This window comes from Streptomyces manipurensis, assembly GCF_049570255.1.
In the GTDB taxonomy this organism is placed as follows: Bacteria; Actinomycetota; Actinomycetes; order Streptomycetales; family Streptomycetaceae; genus Streptomyces; species Streptomyces manipurensis.
Map to the genome: position 1 here is coordinate 6634681 of NZ_CP186950.1, position 17993 is coordinate 6652673.

The window sequence follows — 17993 nt, forward strand, 5'->3', positions numbered from 1 at the left end:
TGTGGCCACAGTGCCACCCACACCCAGGGAGCTTTCCATGACACGGGCGACCAGCGACCCCCGCACCACCACCGACGGCACCCCGTCGGACACGCTCATCGCGGTGAACCTCTTGGTCGACAACGCCTCCAAGGCGCTCGCCGACTTCGAGTCCTTCACGCAGGAGCAGGTCGACCACATCGTCGCCAAGGCGTCGGTGGCCGCCCTGGATCAGCACACCGCCCTGGCCCGCTCGGCGGTGGAGGAGACCGGGCGGGGTGTCTTCGAGGACAAGGCGGTGAAGAACATGTTCGCCTGCGAGCACGTCACCCACAGCATGTCCCGGGCGAGGACGGTCGGCGTCATCGGCCGCGACGACATCGAGGGCATCATCGAGATCGCCGAACCCGTCGGTGTGCTCTGCGCGGTCACGCCCGTCACCAACCCGACCTCCACCACCATCTTCAAGGCGTTGCTGGCGCTGAAAACACGCAACCCCGTCGTATTCGCCTTCCACCCCTCCGCGCAGGTGTGCAGCACCGAAGCCGCACGCATCGTGCGGGACGCCGCCGTCGCCGCCGGAGCGCCCGAGCACTGCGTGCAGTGGATCGAGGCTCCCTCCATCGAGGCCACGAGCCTCCTCATGCGACACCCAGGCGTCGCGCTGATCCTGGCGACCGGCGGCAACGCCATGGTCAAAGCCGCCTACTCGGCCGGCAAGCCCGCCATCGGCGTCGGCGCCGGCAACGTGCCGGCCTACGTGCACCACAGCGCGGACCTGCGCCGGGCGGTCAACGACCTCGTCCTGTCCAAGTCCTTCGACAACGGCATGATCTGCGCGTCCGAGCAGGCGGTCATCCTGGACACCGACGTGTACGACGAGGCGCTCGCCGAATTCCGGCGCCTGCACGCGTACGTCGCCACGGCCGAGGAGAAGCGGAAGCTGGAGACCTACCTCTTTCCGCCCGACGCAGCCGGCCGACAGGGCCGCGTCAACCCGGCAGCCGTCGGACAGAGCCCCGACCGGATCGCCGAGCAATCCGGGTTCACCGTACCTGCGGACACCTCGCTCATCCTGGCCGAGGCGAGCCGGGTCGGGCCCGACGAGCCGCTGACGCGGGAGAAGCTCTGCCCCGTCCTCACCGTGCTGCGGGCAGCGTCCACCGAGGAGGGCTTCGATCTCGCGGCCGACATGGTCGACTTCCACGGGCAAGGACACAGCGCGGTGATCCACACCGGGGACCCGGCCCTCGCCGAGCGCTACGGCCGTCGTATGAAGACGGTACGGATCATCGTCAACGCGCCGTCCTCGCAGGGAGCGATCGGCGGCATCTACAACCGTCTGGTTCCGTCCCTGACCCTGGGCTGCGGTTCCTGGGGCAGTACTTCGGTCTCGGACAACGTCTCGGCCGCCCAGTTGCTCAACATCAAGCGCGTCACCACCCGGCAGAACAACATGCAGTGGTTCAAGGTGCCGCCGAAGATCTACTTCGAGCCTCAGGCCATCCGCTACCTCGCGGCGATGCCCGACGTCCAGCGCGTCACCGTGGTCACCGACGCGACCATGACCCGGCTCGGTTACGTGGAGCGCGTGAGCCGTGTTCTGCAACAGCGGCAGCAGCCCGTGACCATCCAGGTCATCGACGACGTCGAGCCGGAGCCGAGCATCGACTCCGTACAGCGTGGCGCCGCTCTCATGCGCGACTTCCGGCCGGACACCATCATCGCCCTGGGCGGCGGATCCCCCATGGACGCGGCGAAGGTGATGTGGCTGCTGTACGAACAGCCGGACGTCGACTTCGCCGACATGCGGCAGAAGTTCTCCGACATCCGTAAGCGTGCCTTCCGCTTCCCCGTGCTCGGCAAGCGGGCCCGTCTCGTCTGCGTCCCCACCACCTCGGGAACCGGCGCCGAGGTCACCCCCTTCGCCGTCATCTCCGACCCGGCGACCGGCAAGAAGTACCCGCTGGCCGACTACGCCCTGACCCCCAGCGTCGCGATCATCGATCCCGTCCTGACCAACGACCTGCCGCCGTCGCTCGCCGCCGACAGCGGCTTCGACGCCCTCACCCATGCCACCGAGGCGTACGTCTCCGTCTATGCCAACGACTTCACCGACGGTCTGGCGCTGCACGCCATCAGACTGATCTTCGACCACCTCGAGGCGGCGGTCACCGGCGAGGCGGCACGGCGGAGCGTGGCACGGGAGAAGATGCACAACGCGGGCACCATCGCCGGCATGGCCTTCGGCAACGCCTTCCTCGGCATCGTCCACGCGATGTCCCACACCCTGGGCGCCACCTTCCACATCGCCCACGGGCGGACCAACGCAATCCTCCTGCCGCACGTGATCCGCTACAACGGCAGCGTTCCCGGCAAGCTGACGGGATGGCCCAAGTACGAGAGCTACCGCGCGCCCGAGAGGTTCCAGGACATCGCCCGTGCCCTCGGGCTCCCCGCATCCACCCCCGCCGAGGGCGTGGCCTCGTACGCCGCCGCGGTGGAACGCCTGCGGGACGCCGTGGGCATCGAACCCTCCTTCCGCGCCCTGGGACTTGACGAGGTCGCCTTCATCGGCGCGCTGCCGCAGCAGGCACTGAACGCCTATGAGGACCAGTGCGCCCCGGCCAACCCGCGCATGCCGATGCTGGACGACATGGAGGACATCATGCGCGCGGCCTACTATGCCGGGCCGCGGCCCCTTCCCTCCTTCTGACGGCGCGTAGGGTGGCGGCCGCTCTGTGGGCGGGCCGCCGAGACCGTGTGGGACCCGGGTCCAGGGCAGCCATCTGGGGCGCGGCCGCGTATGAGGGCCATCCGGCCCTGGCCGAAGGTGCCGCTCGCACGGCACGATGCAGTGGATCCGCCGGCGGGCGGAAGAATCGGCGAACTCGGAGTGTGCGATGAGGGACAGCAGCGGCGGCCTCGCAGGGAAGGAACCGGTTAGGGTCTTCCTCCTCGACGATCACGAGGTCGTGCGCCGCGGTGTGCACGATCTGCTGGACGCCGAGCCGGACCTGACCGTGGTAGGGGAGGCGGGCACGGTCGAGCAGGCGCTCGTCCGTGTGCCCGCGCTGCGCCCGCAGGTCGCCGTCCTGGATGTGCGCCTGCCGGACGGGGACGGTGTGAGCGTCTGCCGGGAGCTGCGCTCCCGGATGCCCGACCTCGCCTGCCTGATGCTGACGTCATTCGACGACGAGGAAGCGCTGCTCGATGCGATCATGGCCGGCGCGTCCGGATACGTGCTCAAGCAGATCACCGGAACCGACCTGGTGAACGCCGTGCGGACGGTCGCCTCCGGCCAGTCCATGCTGGACCCCGGCGCTACGGCGCGGGTGATGGCCCGGCTGCGCGGCGGACCTTCTCAGGAGGAGCTTCCCCAGGGTCTGCCCGGCCTGACGGAGCGCGAGCGCGAGATCCTCGCTCTCGTCGGGGAAGGGCTGACCAATCGTGAGATCGGTCAGCGGCTCTACCTGGCGGAGAAGACGGTCAAGAACAACATCTCCCGGCTGCTCGCCAAACTGGGCGTCGAACGGCGAGTGCAGGCCGCCGTCATCGCCACGCAGGCTCTGGCCGCCCAGGGAGACCAGAGCGGGCGGCTCGGCAAGGTGTGACGGCTGTGCCGGGATCCGAGCGCAGGTTCACGCGCCCGCGAAACGGCTGAGCGGCCCGGCCCGGCGTCCTTCTCGGACGTCGGGCCGGGCCGCTTCCGCATGTCTGCCGGAGAGGCCGGCCGGGGCCGTCCCCGAAGCGGGGCGGGACCGTCAGGCGTGCGGCACGACAGCTACGGGGCAGCGGGCGTGATGCCAGAACTGCATGGGTACCGACCGCCCGGCGGTGTGCGGTCGTGTGGGGCCTACAGGACCCGCAGCAGGGACCTGTGGCCCCTCGGCGGGTGGGTCGTGGGCAGGTCACTGTGGAGATGCAAGGCCCTTCCCCGTTCTCCCGAGGAGCCGTTCATGTCCCGCACCGTCACCGTCGGCTTCGACGGATCCCGTGAGAGCCTCGCCGCCGTGGACTGGGCTGCCGGGGAGGCAGTGCGCCGCGCGGCGCCGCTCCGGATTCTCCAGGTCTGGAGCACGGACGACGATCCGCGTACCCGCCTGGTGGCGCCGGCGACCGCTCAGGGGTGGGGTGAGCGGGCGCTCGGTACGGCGGGGAGGCGACTGCGTCGACGCCACCCGGGTCTGCTGACCGAGACGCAATGGGTCTGCGGTGACCCGGTGGAGGAGCTGTGTGCCGCCGCGGACGAGGCGGAGCTGTTGGTGCTCGGCTCCCGTGGCCTGGGCAGGCTGGCCGGCTTCCTCGCCGGATCCGTCTCGCTGGCCGTGCTCGCCCGCACCCGGCGCCCGGTCGTTCTGGTCCGCCCGCACACCCGCCCGGCGGCCGGGGAGGACGGACCGGCCGGAGAGGTCGTGGTCGGCCTGGACGTGTCCGCACCCGGCGACGAGGTGCTCGCCTTCGGCTTCGCGGCGGCCGACCGGTACGGCTGCGGTCTGCGGGTACTGCACACCTGGGCCGTTCCGTCGCTCTACGGAGCCGACATGGGCGCCGCCCTGCAACTGATGTGGGCGGAAGTCGCGCAGGACGCGCGCCGGGCGCTCGACGAGGCGCTGGCCCCGTGGACGGAGAAGTACCCCGGTGTTTCCGTCGTCCGTGAATGCCGCCAGGGCCGGCCGGCGCAGGACCTCCCGGAAGCCTCGCGAGGGGCCCGGCTGGTCGTGGTGGGTCGCCGGAACCGGCGTGCGCGGATCGGCACGCACATCGGGGCCGTCACTCACGCCGTCATCCACCACTCCCTGGCTCCCGTCACGGTCGTGCCGCACGACTGACCGACCGAACCGGCCGCTACCGTGCGGCATGCCGCCCCGCTTCCCGGGACCCGACATCCACCGAAGAGACAGGCGAGCAGCCATGACCACCTATGTGTACGACTTCTCCGAGGGCGGCCGGGACATGGCCGGTCTCCTGGGAGGCAAGGGAGCGAACCTCGCGGAGACGGCGCGCATGGGCCTGCCCGTGCCGCCCGGCTTCACCGTCACCACCGAAGCCTGCCGGATCTTCCTCGCCACGGGGCAGGCTCCGGACGGCCTCGACCGGCAGATCGGCGAGCATCTCGCGGCGCTGGAACGAGCCGCCGGGAAGCGGCTCGGCCAGGTGGACGACCCGCTCCTGCTCTCCGTCCGCTCTGGGGCGAGGTTCTCGATGCCGGGCATGATGGAGACCATCCTCGACATCGGGCTGAACGATCTCTCGGTCCTGGGCCTGGCCAAGACCCCCGAGCGCGAACGCTTCGCCTGGGACTCCTACCGGCGCCTCGTGCAGATGTTCGGCAGTACGGTCATGGGCGTCGACGGCTCCCACTTCGAGGCGGCGCTCGCCGCCGTCAAGCAGCAACACAGCCGGGGCGACGACACGCAGTTGGACACCTGCGACCTCATCCGGATCGTCGAGACCTTCAAGGACCTGATCCACGAGCGGACCGGGGAGGAATTCCCGCAGGATCCGGCCGAGCAACTCCGGCGGGCGGTCCTTGCCGTCTTCACCTCTTGGAACGGTGAGCGCGCAGGTCTGTACCGCCGGCGTGAGCACATTCCGGACGATCTGGGCACCGCGGTCAACATCCAGACCATGGTCTTCGGCAATCTCGGTGCGGACTCAGGCAGCGGCGTCGCCTTCACCCGGGATCCGGCGACCGGCCGACCGGGCGTCTACGGCGACTACCTGCCCAACGCCCAGGGGGAAGACGTCGTCGCCGGCATCCGCAACACCGTGCCCCTCCAGGACTTGGCCGATCTCGACCCTGCGTCGTTCGCGCGGCTGCGCGGCTACATGGACCGGCTGGAGGCCCACTACCGCGATCTGTGCGACATCGAGTTCACCATCGAGCGCGGCACACTGTGGATGCTCCAGACCCGCATCGGCAAGCGCACGGCCCAGGCCGCCTTCGCCATCGCCTCGCAGCTAGCCGACGAAGGACTGATCAGCGAGCGGGAAGCGCTGGGCCGGGTCGGCGGCGAGGCGCTCGCACGGCTGATGTTCCCCCGCTTCGCCACCACGGACTCGAGCGAGGTCATCGCGCGGGGCGTGCCCGCCTCACCGGGAGCGGCCGTGGGAGCCGTCGTGTTCGACTCCGCGGAAGCGGTCCGCAGGGCGGCCGCCGGCGAGAAGGTCGTTCTCGTACGTCAGGAGACGACGCCCGACGACCTGCCGGGCATGGTCGCCGCCCAGGCGGTGCTCACCAGCCGGGGAGGGAAGACCAGCCACGCCGCGGTCGTCGCGCGCGGCATGGGCAAGGTGTGCGTGTGCGGCGCGGAGGACATCGTCGTGGACACCCGGCAGCGGCACTTCAGCGCCGGTGGCGTGACCGTCCCCGAAGGCACGGTCGTCTCCGTCGACGGGTCGGAAGGCGTGGTGCGCCTCGGCTCCGTACCCCTGGTCGACTCCGACGTCATGCGGTACTTCGAGGAGGGAGGCGTGCTGCCGGCCCACGGCACGGCCCGGCAGCCGGTGCGTGATGTGCACCGGCTCATGCGGCAGGCGGACGCCGTGCGGGGCCTGGAGGTCAGGGCGAACGCGGACACCCCCGAGGACGCGGCCCGCGCCCGTCGCTTCGGTGCCCAGGGGATCGGCCTGTGCCGTACCGAGCACATGTTCCTCGGCGACCGGCGCCCCCTGGTCGAGGCGATGATCCTCGCGCACGGCGACACCGAACGAGAGGCGGCACTCGCGGCGCTGCTGCCGCTCCAGAGGCACGACTTCATCCGCATCCTCGAAGCGATGGACGGCCTGCCGGTCACCGTCCGGCTGCTGGACCCGCCACTTCACGAGTTCCTGCCGGACCGCACGGAACTCGCCGTCCGTCTCGCACGCGGCGAAGCGCTCGGCACACCGGCCGATCCGCACGACAGCGAACTCCTGGCGGCCGTCACGCGCATGCACGAGGAGAACCCGATGCTCGGCCTGCGTGGTGTGCGCCTGGGGCTGGTGGTGCCGGGGCTGGTGGCCATGCAGGTACGGGCCCTCGCGGAGGCCGTCGTCGCGCGCAGGCGTGCGGGCGGCGACCCTCGGGCGGAGATCATGGTCCCGCTGGTGGACGCGGTCGAGGAGCTCCACCTCGTACGGGAGGAAGTGGACCGGGTCCTGGCAGAGGTTTCGCAAGAGACCGGCGTCGACGTCACCTGCCCGGTCGGAACCATGATCGAACTGCCCAGGGCGGCTCTCACCGCCGGCCGGATCGCGAAGGAGGCGGCGTTCTTCTCCTTCGGCACGAACGACCTGACACAGACCACCTGGGGCTTCTCCCGCGACGACGTCGAAGCCGCGTTCTTCTCCGCGTACCTCGACAAGGGCGTCTTCCCCGTCTCCCCGTTCGAGACGATCGACCGTGAAGGCGTCGGCCGGCTGGTGCGGATCGCGGTCGAGGAGGGCCGGGCAGCTCGCCCGGACCTGAAGATCGGCGTGTGCGGGGAGCATGGAGGAGACCCCGCTTCGGTCCACTTCTTCCACGGGGCCGGGCTGGACTACGTCTCCTGTTCGCCCTTCCGTGTCCCGGTCGCCCGCCTTGAGGCCGGCCGGGCAGCCCTGGAAGCGAACGGCACCGACGCGAGCGCATAGCCTCGCACCGTGCTGCCCGGGGGCGCGGAGAGCCGCGTCGTCATGGACCCGTACCCGCCGCGGCTGCCGGGTTGGGCTCGTGACGCTCTGCGGGAGGGCCCATGGTCCCTCGCCCCGACAGGACCACAGGCCCTCTCCGCCCTGCTCACCGGGGCCGGTCAGCGGGCTCCGCCTTGCCTCTTCGACCCTGGCCGGCGAGACAGCCGACGGGAACCATCAGCAGTGAGAAAGGGCGATCGCCCACCTCGCCTCCGCCCCGGCCCAGGAGATGACGACATGACCGTGACCGTCCAGCACTCTGCCGACCCCAGCCCCCTCGTCACCCGGTCGTGGCGTGGTTTCACCGGCGAGGAGTGGCAGCGACACATCGACGTCCGTTCCTTCATCCAGGCCAACTACATGCCCTACGAGGGTGATGCCACATTCCTCGCCGGTCCCACGGAGCGCACCCGAACCGTGTGGAAGACCGTCACCGCGCTCTTCCCGGAGGAGCGCCGCAAGGGTGTGCTCGACGTGGACACCGCCATGCCGTCCACCATCACCTCCCACGCGCCCGGCTACATCGACCGCGACCTGGAACTGATCGTCGGATTGCAGACCGATGCTCCGCTGAAGCGGGCGATCATGCCCAACGGCGGGCTGCGGATGGTGGACAACGCGCTGCGCGCGTACGGCTTCGAACCGGATCCGTTCGTCACCAAGGTCTTCGGCACGTACCGCAAGACCCACAACGACGGTGTCTTCGACGCCTACACCCCCGAAATGCTGGGTGCCCGCAGGGCCGGCATCGTCACCGGCCTGCCAGACGCCTACGGGCGAGGCCGCATCATCGGCGACTACCGCCGCGTCGCCCTGTACGGCACCGCCCGGCTGATCGAGGCCAAGCGAGCCGAGCGGACCCGGCTGGACGAGACACCGTCCACGGCCGACGTGATCCGCGACCGCGAGGAACTGGCCGAGCAGATCAGGGCACTGGGCGAGCTGGAACGAATGGCCGTCTCCTACGGCTGCGACGTGTCCCGTCCCGCAGCCACCGCGCACGAGGCCATCCAATGGCTCTACCTCGGCTTCCTCGCCGCCGTGAAGGAGCAGAACGGCGCGGCGATGTCCCTGGGCCGCACCTCCACCTTCCTGGACGTCTACCTCCAGCGTGACCTCGACGAAGGAAAAATCGACGAGAGCCGAGCCCAGGAACTCATCGACGACTTCGTGATCAAGCTACGGATCGTGCGGTTCCTGCGCACACCGGAGTACGACGCACTGTTCTCCGGCGACCCCACCTGGGTCACCGAGTCCATCGGCGGCATCGGAGAGGACGGCCGCCCCCTGGTCACCCGCACGTCCTTCCGCCTTCTCCAGACCCTGTACAATCTCGGCCCCGCCCCCGAGCCCAACCTGACCGTGCTGTGGTCCCCCCGACTGCCGGCGGGCTTCAAGCAGTTCTGCGCCCAGACATCCATCGACACCAGCTCCATCCAGTACGAGTCCGATGACCTCCTTCGCCCCCGCACCGGCGACGACACTGCGATCGCCTGCTGCGTCTCCGCGATGGCGGTGGGCAAGCAGATGCAATTCTTCGGTGCCCGTGTGAATCTGGCCAAGGCGCTGCTGTACGCCATCAACGGCGGCCGCGATGAGATGAACGGCGAGCAGGTCGCCCCGGCGACGGCCCCGCTGACCGGTGAGCAGCTCGACTACGCCGATGTGGCCGACGCGTACGACCGCACGCTGGACTGGCTCGCCGCGACCTACGTCAACGCGCTCAACGTGATCCACTACATGCACGACAAGTACGCCTACGAGCGGCTCGAGATGGCCCTGCACGACCACCCGGTGCATCGGACGATGGCCTGTGGCATCGCTGGGCTGTCCGTGGCGGCCGACAGCCTCTCGGCCATCAAGCACGCCCGTGTCAGAGTCATTCGGGATGCCACCGGGCTCGCCGTCGACTACCACGTCGCAGGCGACTACCCGACCTACGGCAACGACGACGACCGCGCCGACCGCATCGCGGTCGACCTGGTCCGCTCCTTCATGGCCAAGGTGCGCCGCCACCCGGCCTACCGGGGGGCCGAGCACACACAGTCGGTGCTCACCATCACCTCCAACGTCGTCTACGGCAAGCACACCGGCAACACCCCCGACGGCCGCCGTGCGGGTACGCCTTTCGCCCCGGGCGCAAACCCGATGAACGGACGTGACCGACACGGGATGGCGGCATCGGCGCTGTCGGTCGCGAAGATCCCGTATGACCAGGCCCGCGACGGCATCTCCCTGACGTCCACCATCACACCGGAGGGCCTGGGGCACGATCCGGCCGAACGGGCGGAACACCTCGTCGGAATCCTCGACGCCTACACCGCCGCAGGCGGCTTCCACATGAACGTCAACGTCCTCGACCGAGCCACCCTCGAGGACGCCATGGAACACCCGGACAACTACCCCGACCTGACCATCCGCGTCTCCGGCTACGCCGTCAACTTCGTCCGCCTCACGCGCGAACAGCAACTCGACGTCATCAACCGCACCTTCCACGGTGCGCGATGACCACGGGCCGCATCCACTCCTGGGACCTGTCCACCGGCGTGGACGGGCCCGGCACCCGGTTCGTTCTCTTCCTCAGTGGCTGCCAGCTGCGCTGCCTGTACTGCGCCAACCCCGACACCTGGCACATGCGCGACGGGCAGCCGGTCACCGTGGACGAAGTGGTGGGGCGCATTGAGCGGTACAGGCAGTTCACCACCCTGGCCGGTGGAGGCGTGACGCTGACCGGAGGGGAGCCTCTGCTCCAGTCCGCCTTCACCGCCGAGGTGTTCCGACGCTGCAAGGAGCTCGGCCTGCACACCGCACTGGACACCTCCGGCGCCCTCGGCAGTCGCGCCGACGACGCGCTCCTGGCCGATACCGACCTGGTCCTGCTCGACATCAAGTCCTTCGACGCCGGCGTCTACCGGCGCCTGACCGGCGGCCACCTTGCACCCACCCTCAACTTCGCCACCCGGCTGAACCGTCTCGGCGTCCCGACCTGGATCCGCTACGTCCTGGTCCCCGGCTGGACCGACGATCCGGCTGCCATCAATGGTCTGGGCCGCTTCCTCGCGGAACTGGACAACGTCGACCGCGTCGACGTCCTGCCTTTCCACAAACTCGGAACCCACAAGTACGACTCGCTCGGCATCCCCTTCCCGCTCCGCGACAATCCGGTTCCGGACGCCGCACTGGTCGAGCGCGTTCGCGACCAGTTCCGGGCGCACGGCTTGCGGGCACACTGAACCAGCCGGATGCGCGCCACATGAGACGCCTCTTCCGGCCCGTGACCATCAACTTCTCCTTGCAGCCGCCTCCACGCTACGAGGAAGGTCATACGCACCGAACGCCGAGTGTGGGGCGCAGCCCGGGTACACCGATGGCCGGCAACCCTGTTCGGGTGCAGACCCTGTGCCGAGCTGACACGCCAGGGCGCCGTTCTAGCTGCCGGACCCGTGCGGTAAGGCGCTTGTTGGCCTCCAGCGCGTTCGCGAGGTTGGTCTGGACGTCCGGCACACCGCCGCCATCCGCCCATCTCCCGTGGGTGCGCTGGCAGCGACGTGGACGCGTTCGAGCAGGTTGGGATGGCGGTAGAGGAATGTCCGGTCGACTTGAGCCGTGCGGGGTGAGGTTGGAGAGGGTGATGTCCCCGCCGGACTTCACCGCGGCGTCGATGGCCTTCAGGACGCGTTCGCGGCGGCGGGCAGAGTCGGCCCGCTTCCCGTCGATCACGGGGTTGGCCATCCGGGCCTTTCAGGGCGAAGACCTTCGGGCGGTCTGATCCTGGGCAGGTCGCGGGAGACGGCGCGGCGGGTGCGGCGGCAGCCGACGACGGGGCCGGTCTGCTCGACCGGCACGTCCCCCTCGACCCAGACCAAGCCGCGCGGCGGCTCGGCGTCCGCACCGTCGATTGGACCAGGTCGTCAAGCTCGGTTTCGTCTCGCCGGAGGGCTCGGTGGAGGTAGGCCTCACCGGGACCGATCGCAGACTGGACCGCGTACCTGGCCGTCGTCCGCGAGGCGGTCGTGCCCCCTGGCCGCGCTCCGAGAAGGCACGGCTAGCAGAGCAGTCTGCCTGGCAGTTGCGGCGCTGCCCCCTTCCTCGGCGAAGTCCGGAAGAGTCGCTTCCGCCGACTCTGCGCCTGGGCACCGCCGAGGCCGAGCACGTCGTGTGCCGTTGCATTAGCGGCTGGCCGTTGAACCGGCCGCCGCCGAATCCGCTATGCGGCGGTGAGCCGCGTACGGGCATGGGGGCCGCCCCGGGCGGTGGTCCAGGGCCGCAGGCCGGCTGGGTGGGTCGGTTAGGAGTCGAGAAACCCCGCGCATGCTCCGCCGACATCGGTGGCCCAAGCCCGGTCTGCGCCGAGACGGTGCTGTACCGGGCAGGCTGTGGCGACCGCGAGCTGATCGGGTGCCCTGCCGAGCTGTCCGACACGGTCTTGTGACAACGGTCGAATTCCATAGGGAGACGAGCAGAACCCTTGGTGGGGACCTTCGGCCCCGACGAGGTACCTAGGGCCCCTCTTCTGTCCGGCGCTGGGGTGTCAGCGTGGAGCTGCCCCCAACAGCGGTCGGCGAGGAGGAGCTATGGAGAACAACAGCAGAAGTCCGGACCTCGGATCGGTCATCGTCGGTGTCGATGGGTCCGAGCCTGCCCGGTGGGCGGCGCTCTGGGCTTCGGACGAGGCTGCGCGGCGCCGTCGCCCCCTGCACATCGTGTACGGGGCCGACGTCGACGGCCGGGTCCTCGAGCTTTCGGACGACGACATGGAACGGGTCCGTGTCGCAGGGCGTGAACTGCTGGACGTTACGGCCGAGGCCGTGCAGGCCCGGCATCCCGCGCTCTCGGTCACGACGGAGTTCAGCCGTAGCGGGCCTGCGATGAGCCTGCGCCGGGCCGCGAGCGACCGCGGGACCCTCGTCGTCGGCAACCGGGGACCGGGCGGATTCAGCTCCTTGACCCTGGGCTCGGTCGGCCTCAAGGTCGCTGTGGACGCTCGTACCCCCGTGATCGTCGTGCGGGGGAGCGAGCACGAGGCCGTGAACGGTGTCGTGCTGGCCGCCGTGCGCGACGAGCGCGATCTCGATTGCGTCCGTCACGCCGCGCGTGAAGCCGAGCTGCGCAAGGCCTCGCTGCGGCTGCTGCACGTACAGGGCGTCCTGCAGTCCGTCGTATCAGCGGCGGGAGCAGCCGATGGCCAGAACGGGGTCGCCGGCCACCGTGGGCAGAGCTTGAAGGTCGTAGCCGAGCAGATCCGGGCCGAGTGCCCCTCGCTGACGGTCCAGGCGGACGCGGAGAGGAGTGTGTCCGTCGCCGGGGTGCTGGTGGAGGCCTCCCGCCACGCCGATCTGCTGGTCATGGGTGGGCGCCGCTCGCCCGGCTACCTCGGGCGCACCCTGGGGCGCGTGACGCACAGCCTGCTGCACCATGCGTACTGCCCCGTCGAACTGATCCCGCGGCACGCCGACGAGCCCAGGAGCGAGGCGTCATGACGACCACCGAGATGGCCACCACCGAAGCCGGCGAGATTCTCGTCCGCATCGACCCGGCGGAAAACTGGTACGCGAGCCTGGCTCGGGCGGCAGCCGAGGCCGAGAAGCGCGGGCTGGGGCTTCGCCTCGTCCTCACCACAGCCCCTCAACAAGATCTGCCCCCTGTCACCGAGAGCCGAAGTGCCACTACCGGCCAGTGCCCCTCAGAGGCGGAACGCAGGGGCGAGGAAGACGTCCGCCGTGAAGAACGAGACACAGGCGGAATGCAGTAGCGCCAGGCAGACGCTGAGCCCGGCCGGTGGACATCACCCGGCCGGGCTCGGCGCGCACGGGTTGCTCCCAGGTCTGTGGTCAGCCGCGGACGGTCAGGTCAACCCGGCACACGTGCTCGCTTCAAGCGTGGGGTACGACCGCGACCGGGGCTGTGGCGTGGTGGAGGACAGCGTGGACGACCGGGCCGAGATGGGTGCCGATGGCGGAGCGGCGTATCCGCCGGCCGACGACTACCAGTGAGGCGTCTGCCGAGGCTGCGACGAGCTGGTTGGCGGGTTGCCCCACCGAGCAGTCCACTTCGACACGGACTTTGGGGTACTTGTCGCGCCAGGGCAGCAGTTCATCGGCGAGCGCAGTCGCCATGGAGGTCGCCATGCCGTCCCGTACCTCGGGCTCGAGCAGCGCCGGGTCGAACGCGAAGGCGGGCGGCATGCTCCAGCGGTGGATCACACGCAGTGGGGCCCGGCGTACGGCCGCCGCGTCGAAGGCGTGGTCGAGGAGCTCGGTAGACGGGTAGGAGAGGTCCAGCCCGAGCACGACAGGCCGGTCCTTGTCCTTCCGTGGTGCGTCACCATCAGATCCGGGCAGGCAGTCGGCGTCCAGCCAGGCGCCCGGCCGCACGACCACGACCGGGCGCTTGGCCTGGGCGAGCACGGCCTGGGAGACGGATCCGACGAGGAATCCTGTCATCGCCCCCAGTCCGCGCGAACCGAGTACCAGTACCTCGGCCTCCTGCGCGGCAGCGACCAGGACGGTCAGCGGCCGCCCGTCCACCTGCTCCGTGGTGATCTCCAGGCCGGGGTGCCGCTCGGTCAACTGCAGCGCCACCTCCCGGGGGATGCGCTCACCCCAGTACTGGGGTGACGGGGTGGCCTCGGTCTGCGACGCGTATCCGTAGGACGGGATCCACTCCTCCATGGCGTACAACAGCTTGAGGGGGACCCGGCGCCGCCGGGCTTCCCGGGCGGCCCACTCGGCGGCGGCAAGAGATGCAGGGGATCCGTCGATTCCCGCAATGACCGTACGTGACATGGTGTTTCCTCCGGAGCCTATGGGGCGAGTACCGTCGTCCGTCGTCGGCGGTGTGTGTCCCACCCTTCCCTTCCGTACCGTGGGGGAGCGATGGTCCAGGAGACCCGGGGAACGGGCCGAACGTCCCTCGTCGCCCGGCCGGGCAGTGGCTGTGCCGGACACGGACGTGCGCGGTGCCCACACCAGTCACTGAGCACCTGGTACGCGAAGCGGCCCGCGTCCCTCACAGAGGGAACGCGGGCAACGGCGATGCGGAGCGCTGTGAATGGTCAGTCGTGGGGGATGACGGCCATCGGCGTCCGGCAGTGGTGCAGGACCGCACGGGTCACACCTCCGGTGTGGGGACCGAGCCGGGATTGGCGGTTGCGGCGGCCCATGACGAGGAGGCCGGCCGTGTGGGAAGCCTCCACCAACCTTCGCGCGGGGTGGCCGGGGCGGATCTCCCCGGTGACGCGCAGGCCGGGGTACGCATGCCGCCACTGCTCGATCACCTGCGTCAGGTCTCGTGCGGTCCTCGCGTCCGCAGCTCCGCGCGCCATGGCCGAAGCGGCCGGCGCCGCATCGCTGCCGAGCCCCCGCTGGGTATGCGGGCTGTGCACGACGCGCAGGGGGACACCGAGCCGGTGGGCCCGGGAGAAGGCGTGGTCCAGAACTTCGTCGCACGGGTGCGAGAGGTCCAGGCCGAGGACGATGCCGCCGTTCGGGATCGGAGCGCGGCCCGGAACCAGGACGACAGGATGCCGGGTACGGGCGACCACGGACAGGGCCACCGAACCGGACACGACCCCGGCGACCCCGCCCAGACCGCGGGAACCGAGCACCAACAGCTCGGACTCCTCGGCAGCTCCGCACAGAACGGTGGCCGGCTCGCCGCACAGCTCCTGCGCGACCACGTCCAGGCCCGGATGCGTGCGCCGTATCCGCTCGGCCGTGGAGCGCGGGTCCACGTCGTACGGCTCCTGCCTGGTGCGAGAGCCGATGAGCGGTGAATGGACGTCCGGTTCCAGGCCCCACACGTGCACGAGGCGAAGGGCGAGACCGCGTCGGCGCGCTTCGTCCGCGGCCCAGGCGACGGAGGCCAGGCTCTCGCGAGATCCGTCGAGCCCGACGGTGATCGCCCGGGACCGGCGGACCCCGAGATCGGGTGGAGAGGTTGGCACGGGGTGGAACACGGAAGGACCTCCGGTCTGAAACGGCGAGCCGTGCTGTTGGGAGAGGCGAGCCACAACTCAGGCGAAGACGGCCTTGAGGGCCCGCAGCGCCGTCAACGGGTCGGACAGCGCGTGGTAGACGGCCGGAACCTCCTTGTCGACGCCCAGCAGTTCGTACACCGCGTGCATCGCCCCGCGGACGGAGTACTCGACGGTGAAGACGACGTCCTCGGGGATCTCGGTGAACTGGCCGAGGAAGGCGAAGTTTGTCGACCCTGAGGGGACCACCAGCGGCCGGTCGTGGATGTCACGGCGCTCGAACTGGCTGGTGATGTAAGGCATCATCACGGTCGTGACGGCAGTGGTGGCGCACACCTCGTCGGCGATGTCGTCGAAGCCGAGGTGCCCGAGCAGTTCGACGAGGATCTCCTGTCCCGTGGCCTCCGACATCGTCTTGCCGGTCAACTCGCCCGGTTCGTCCACGAACAGTCCGTACCCCCAAAGGGTGAAGACGTCCTCGGGCTGGCCGGCGAAGTGCGGCTGGTGGGGCACGACCACCGACATCAGCCAGCGCGAGTCCTTGAACGTCATCAGCGCCCCGGTGCCGGGGGCATTGTCGGAGAACTCCTCGATCCGCTTGAGCAGCGCCGGACTGCGCATCGTCAGGGTGAACGACTCCCACTTGGCCTCGTCGACGTTGCCGTTGAAGGCCCCGGGCCGACCGAAGTCCGGAGCCTTGCGGGCCAGGGTCTCCCACAGGTTCCAGGCCCCGTCGCGCTTGTCGCGGACCAGCTCGGGGACGGTGTAGTCGCCTCCGTAGCGGGCGTCCGCGGTCATGGAGCCGATGGTGATGAACGCGTAGTCCCGCGGCCCGATTCCGTACGATCCCGCTGTGCCGTCCCGCTCGAAGAGGATGCGCTCGGCCCGGCGCTCGCCGGCATCGCCGACGGCGAACTCCACGTCGGTGACCCGGGTTCCGTGCTCGATGCGGACCCCCTGCCGCTCCAGCCACGCCCGTACCGGCAGAACGATCGAGTCGTACTGGTTCAGCCGCGTGCGCCGAACTCCGGCGAGGGTGTGGATACGGGGGAGTTCCTGGAGGAAGCGCAGGAAGTAGCGCTTGAGCTCGATGGCGCTGTGCCAGTTCTGGAAGGCGAAGGTGGTGCGCCACATCGCCCAGAAGTTGGTGGTGAAGAAGTGCTCGGAGAAGAAGTCCTCGATCCGGCGCGCGCCGATGACGGACTCGGGCAAGGCGAGCAGGCGGGCCATCTCCACCCGGTCGGCAGTGGTGAAGTCCAGCTCGGAGGCGTCGAGGATTCGGCCGGAGGCGTCGATGAGCCGGGCGTTGGCGTGGGTGAGCCAGCGGGCGTTGAACTCCTCGGTCTCCTGCAGGACGGACACGTTGTCGTTGCCGAGCGTGGGGATCGCCGCCAGGAGGTTCCACAGGCAGACGTAGGCTTCGTCCTCCAGCATCCGGCCACCCCGGGCGACGTAGCCGGTGTCCGGTGCGCCACTGCCGTCGAGTGCGCCGCCGGTCTGCGGCAGTTCCTCGAGGATGCGGATGTTCTCGCCGGGCATCCCCGCGTCCCGTACGAGGAAGACCGCCGCGGCCAGCGAGGCGATGCCTCCGCCGACCAGATAGGCGTGGGAGTTCTGGGTTTTCGTTCGTCATGGCCATGCCCTTCGAAGGGCGAGGTGCCTCCCCGCCACTCCGTCCAGCCAACTCCCCTGCCAGCACGTCCCACAGGAGCCGAGGGGCCTGGCCGCCAGGTCCGTTGGTCCCTCCGGTGCTGCTGGAGATCTCGTATCCGGGGGACGTACACGTGCCCCGCCTTGCGATGAGTCGCGTGTCGGCAGCCGGTCCCTCACCGGGGCAGCTCCGGCCAGCTCTCCCTGGCCAATGCCTCCTTCCTCGCCTGTTGCCGACCAGTGCCCGGCCAAGAGGCTGTCCGGCTGGCTCCCGAGGGCCCTTCGGCCCAGGGCGGGGACGATCACAGGCCTGTCGACCTTCCGGTGCCGCTGCCCTGACGGTCCAGGCTCGTGGCGGCAGCGAGAGCGATGAAGCCGACGGCCATCATGATCAGTCCGACGAGCGGCCGGTCGGCGGTGGCCCATTGCCAGTCCACAGCGAACGTGAGAATGGCGCCGAGACCGATCGATGTGATGGCGCCGATGGCAAGGAGACCGGCCATGGCACTCACCTCCCTTGTCCGTCGTCCACGAGACTCCTTGCCCCGTGCAGACCTCACTGTTCCGAAGGGTGCAGCGGGCTCACAGGGGCCTGTCGGCCCTCTCTCGGCCAACAGGGCCCTCACAGCGGCGAGAGCGAACCTTCCGGCCCCCGGCACTCTGCCCCCGCTTCCGAGATCGACGGTGAACCGCGCGGCTCTGAGGGACCATTGGCGGCGCGGCGTAGGCCGTT

General features: G+C 69.9%; 11 protein-coding genes and 1 pseudogene. 8 read left to right on the forward strand and 4 right to left on the reverse strand.

Annotated elements, in window-relative coordinates; all coding sequences use genetic code 11:
- Positions 1-37: 37 nt before the first annotated feature.
- From adhE to ACPU2J_RS30180, 8 genes are all read left to right on the forward strand, one after another.
- On the forward strand, positions 38-2695 hold the full coding sequence (gene adhE / locus ACPU2J_RS30145; RefSeq protein WP_423834435.1) for a bifunctional acetaldehyde-CoA/alcohol dehydrogenase: 2658 nt from the start codon (positions 38-40) through the stop codon (positions 2693-2695).
- Between the two features lie 187 nt (positions 2696-2882).
- Complete coding sequence (locus tag ACPU2J_RS30150; protein WP_420078774.1) at positions 2883-3593, forward strand: response regulator; 711 nt, start codon at positions 2883-2885, stop codon at positions 3591-3593.
- A 345-nt stretch (positions 3594-3938) separates the two neighbouring features.
- Positions 3939-4811, forward strand: coding sequence for a universal stress protein (locus ACPU2J_RS30155; protein ID WP_420078773.1), 873 nt, complete (start codon positions 3939-3941; stop codon positions 4809-4811).
- 82 nt (positions 4812-4893) lie between these two features.
- A complete protein-coding gene (gene ppdK / locus ACPU2J_RS30160; protein WP_423834436.1) occupies positions 4894-7596 on the forward strand; it encodes a pyruvate, phosphate dikinase in 2703 nt (900 codons plus the stop codon).
- Positions 7597-7872: 276 nt separating this feature from the next.
- Positions 7873-10143 (forward strand): formate C-acetyltransferase, encoded by a 2271-nt coding sequence (pflB, locus tag ACPU2J_RS30165; RefSeq protein WP_423834437.1) that lies wholly within the window; start codon positions 7873-7875, stop codon positions 10141-10143.
- Positions 10140-10868 carry a pyruvate formate-lyase-activating protein gene (gene pflA / locus ACPU2J_RS30170; protein WP_420078770.1) on the forward strand — a complete coding sequence of 243 codons (729 nt, stop codon included), beginning with the start codon at positions 10140-10142 and terminating at the stop codon, positions 10866-10868. The genes pflB and pflA overlap by 4 nt, the downstream gene beginning before the upstream one ends.
- Positions 10869-12209: 1341 nt before the next feature.
- Positions 12210-13115: a universal stress protein gene (locus ACPU2J_RS30175; protein ID WP_423834438.1), complete on the forward strand. Its 906-nt coding sequence runs from the start codon at positions 12210-12212 to the stop codon at positions 13113-13115.
- Entirely contained in the window at positions 13112-13387 is a 276-nt protein-coding gene (locus tag ACPU2J_RS30180; protein ID WP_423834439.1) for a hypothetical protein, read from the forward strand. Before ACPU2J_RS30175 ends, ACPU2J_RS30180 begins: the two co-directional genes overlap by 4 nt.
- A 121-nt stretch (positions 13388-13508) precedes the next feature.
- Here the strand turns inward: ACPU2J_RS30180 and ACPU2J_RS30185 are convergent, their stop codons facing one another.
- The 4 genes and pseudogenes from ACPU2J_RS30185 to ACPU2J_RS30200 form a co-directional block, all read right to left on the reverse strand.
- The gene (locus ACPU2J_RS30185) at positions 13509-14420 is read right to left on the reverse strand and encodes a universal stress protein (protein WP_420078767.1); all 912 of its coding nucleotides are present in this window, start codon (positions 14418-14420) and stop codon (positions 13509-13511) included.
- Between the two features lie 269 nt (positions 14421-14689).
- Positions 14690-15580, reverse strand: a complete 891-nt coding sequence (locus ACPU2J_RS30190; RefSeq protein ID WP_423834440.1) for a universal stress protein — start codon at positions 15578-15580, stop codon at positions 14690-14692.
- Between the two features lie 69 nt (positions 15581-15649).
- Positions 15650-17221: pseudogene (locus ACPU2J_RS30195) on the reverse strand (oleate hydratase); the annotation flags it as partial.
- Between the two features lie 341 nt (positions 17222-17562).
- On the reverse strand, positions 17563-17763 hold the full coding sequence (locus tag ACPU2J_RS30200) for a hypothetical protein (RefSeq protein WP_030648435.1): 201 nt from the start codon (positions 17761-17763) through the stop codon (positions 17563-17565).
- Positions 17764-17993 lie beyond the last annotated feature (230 nt).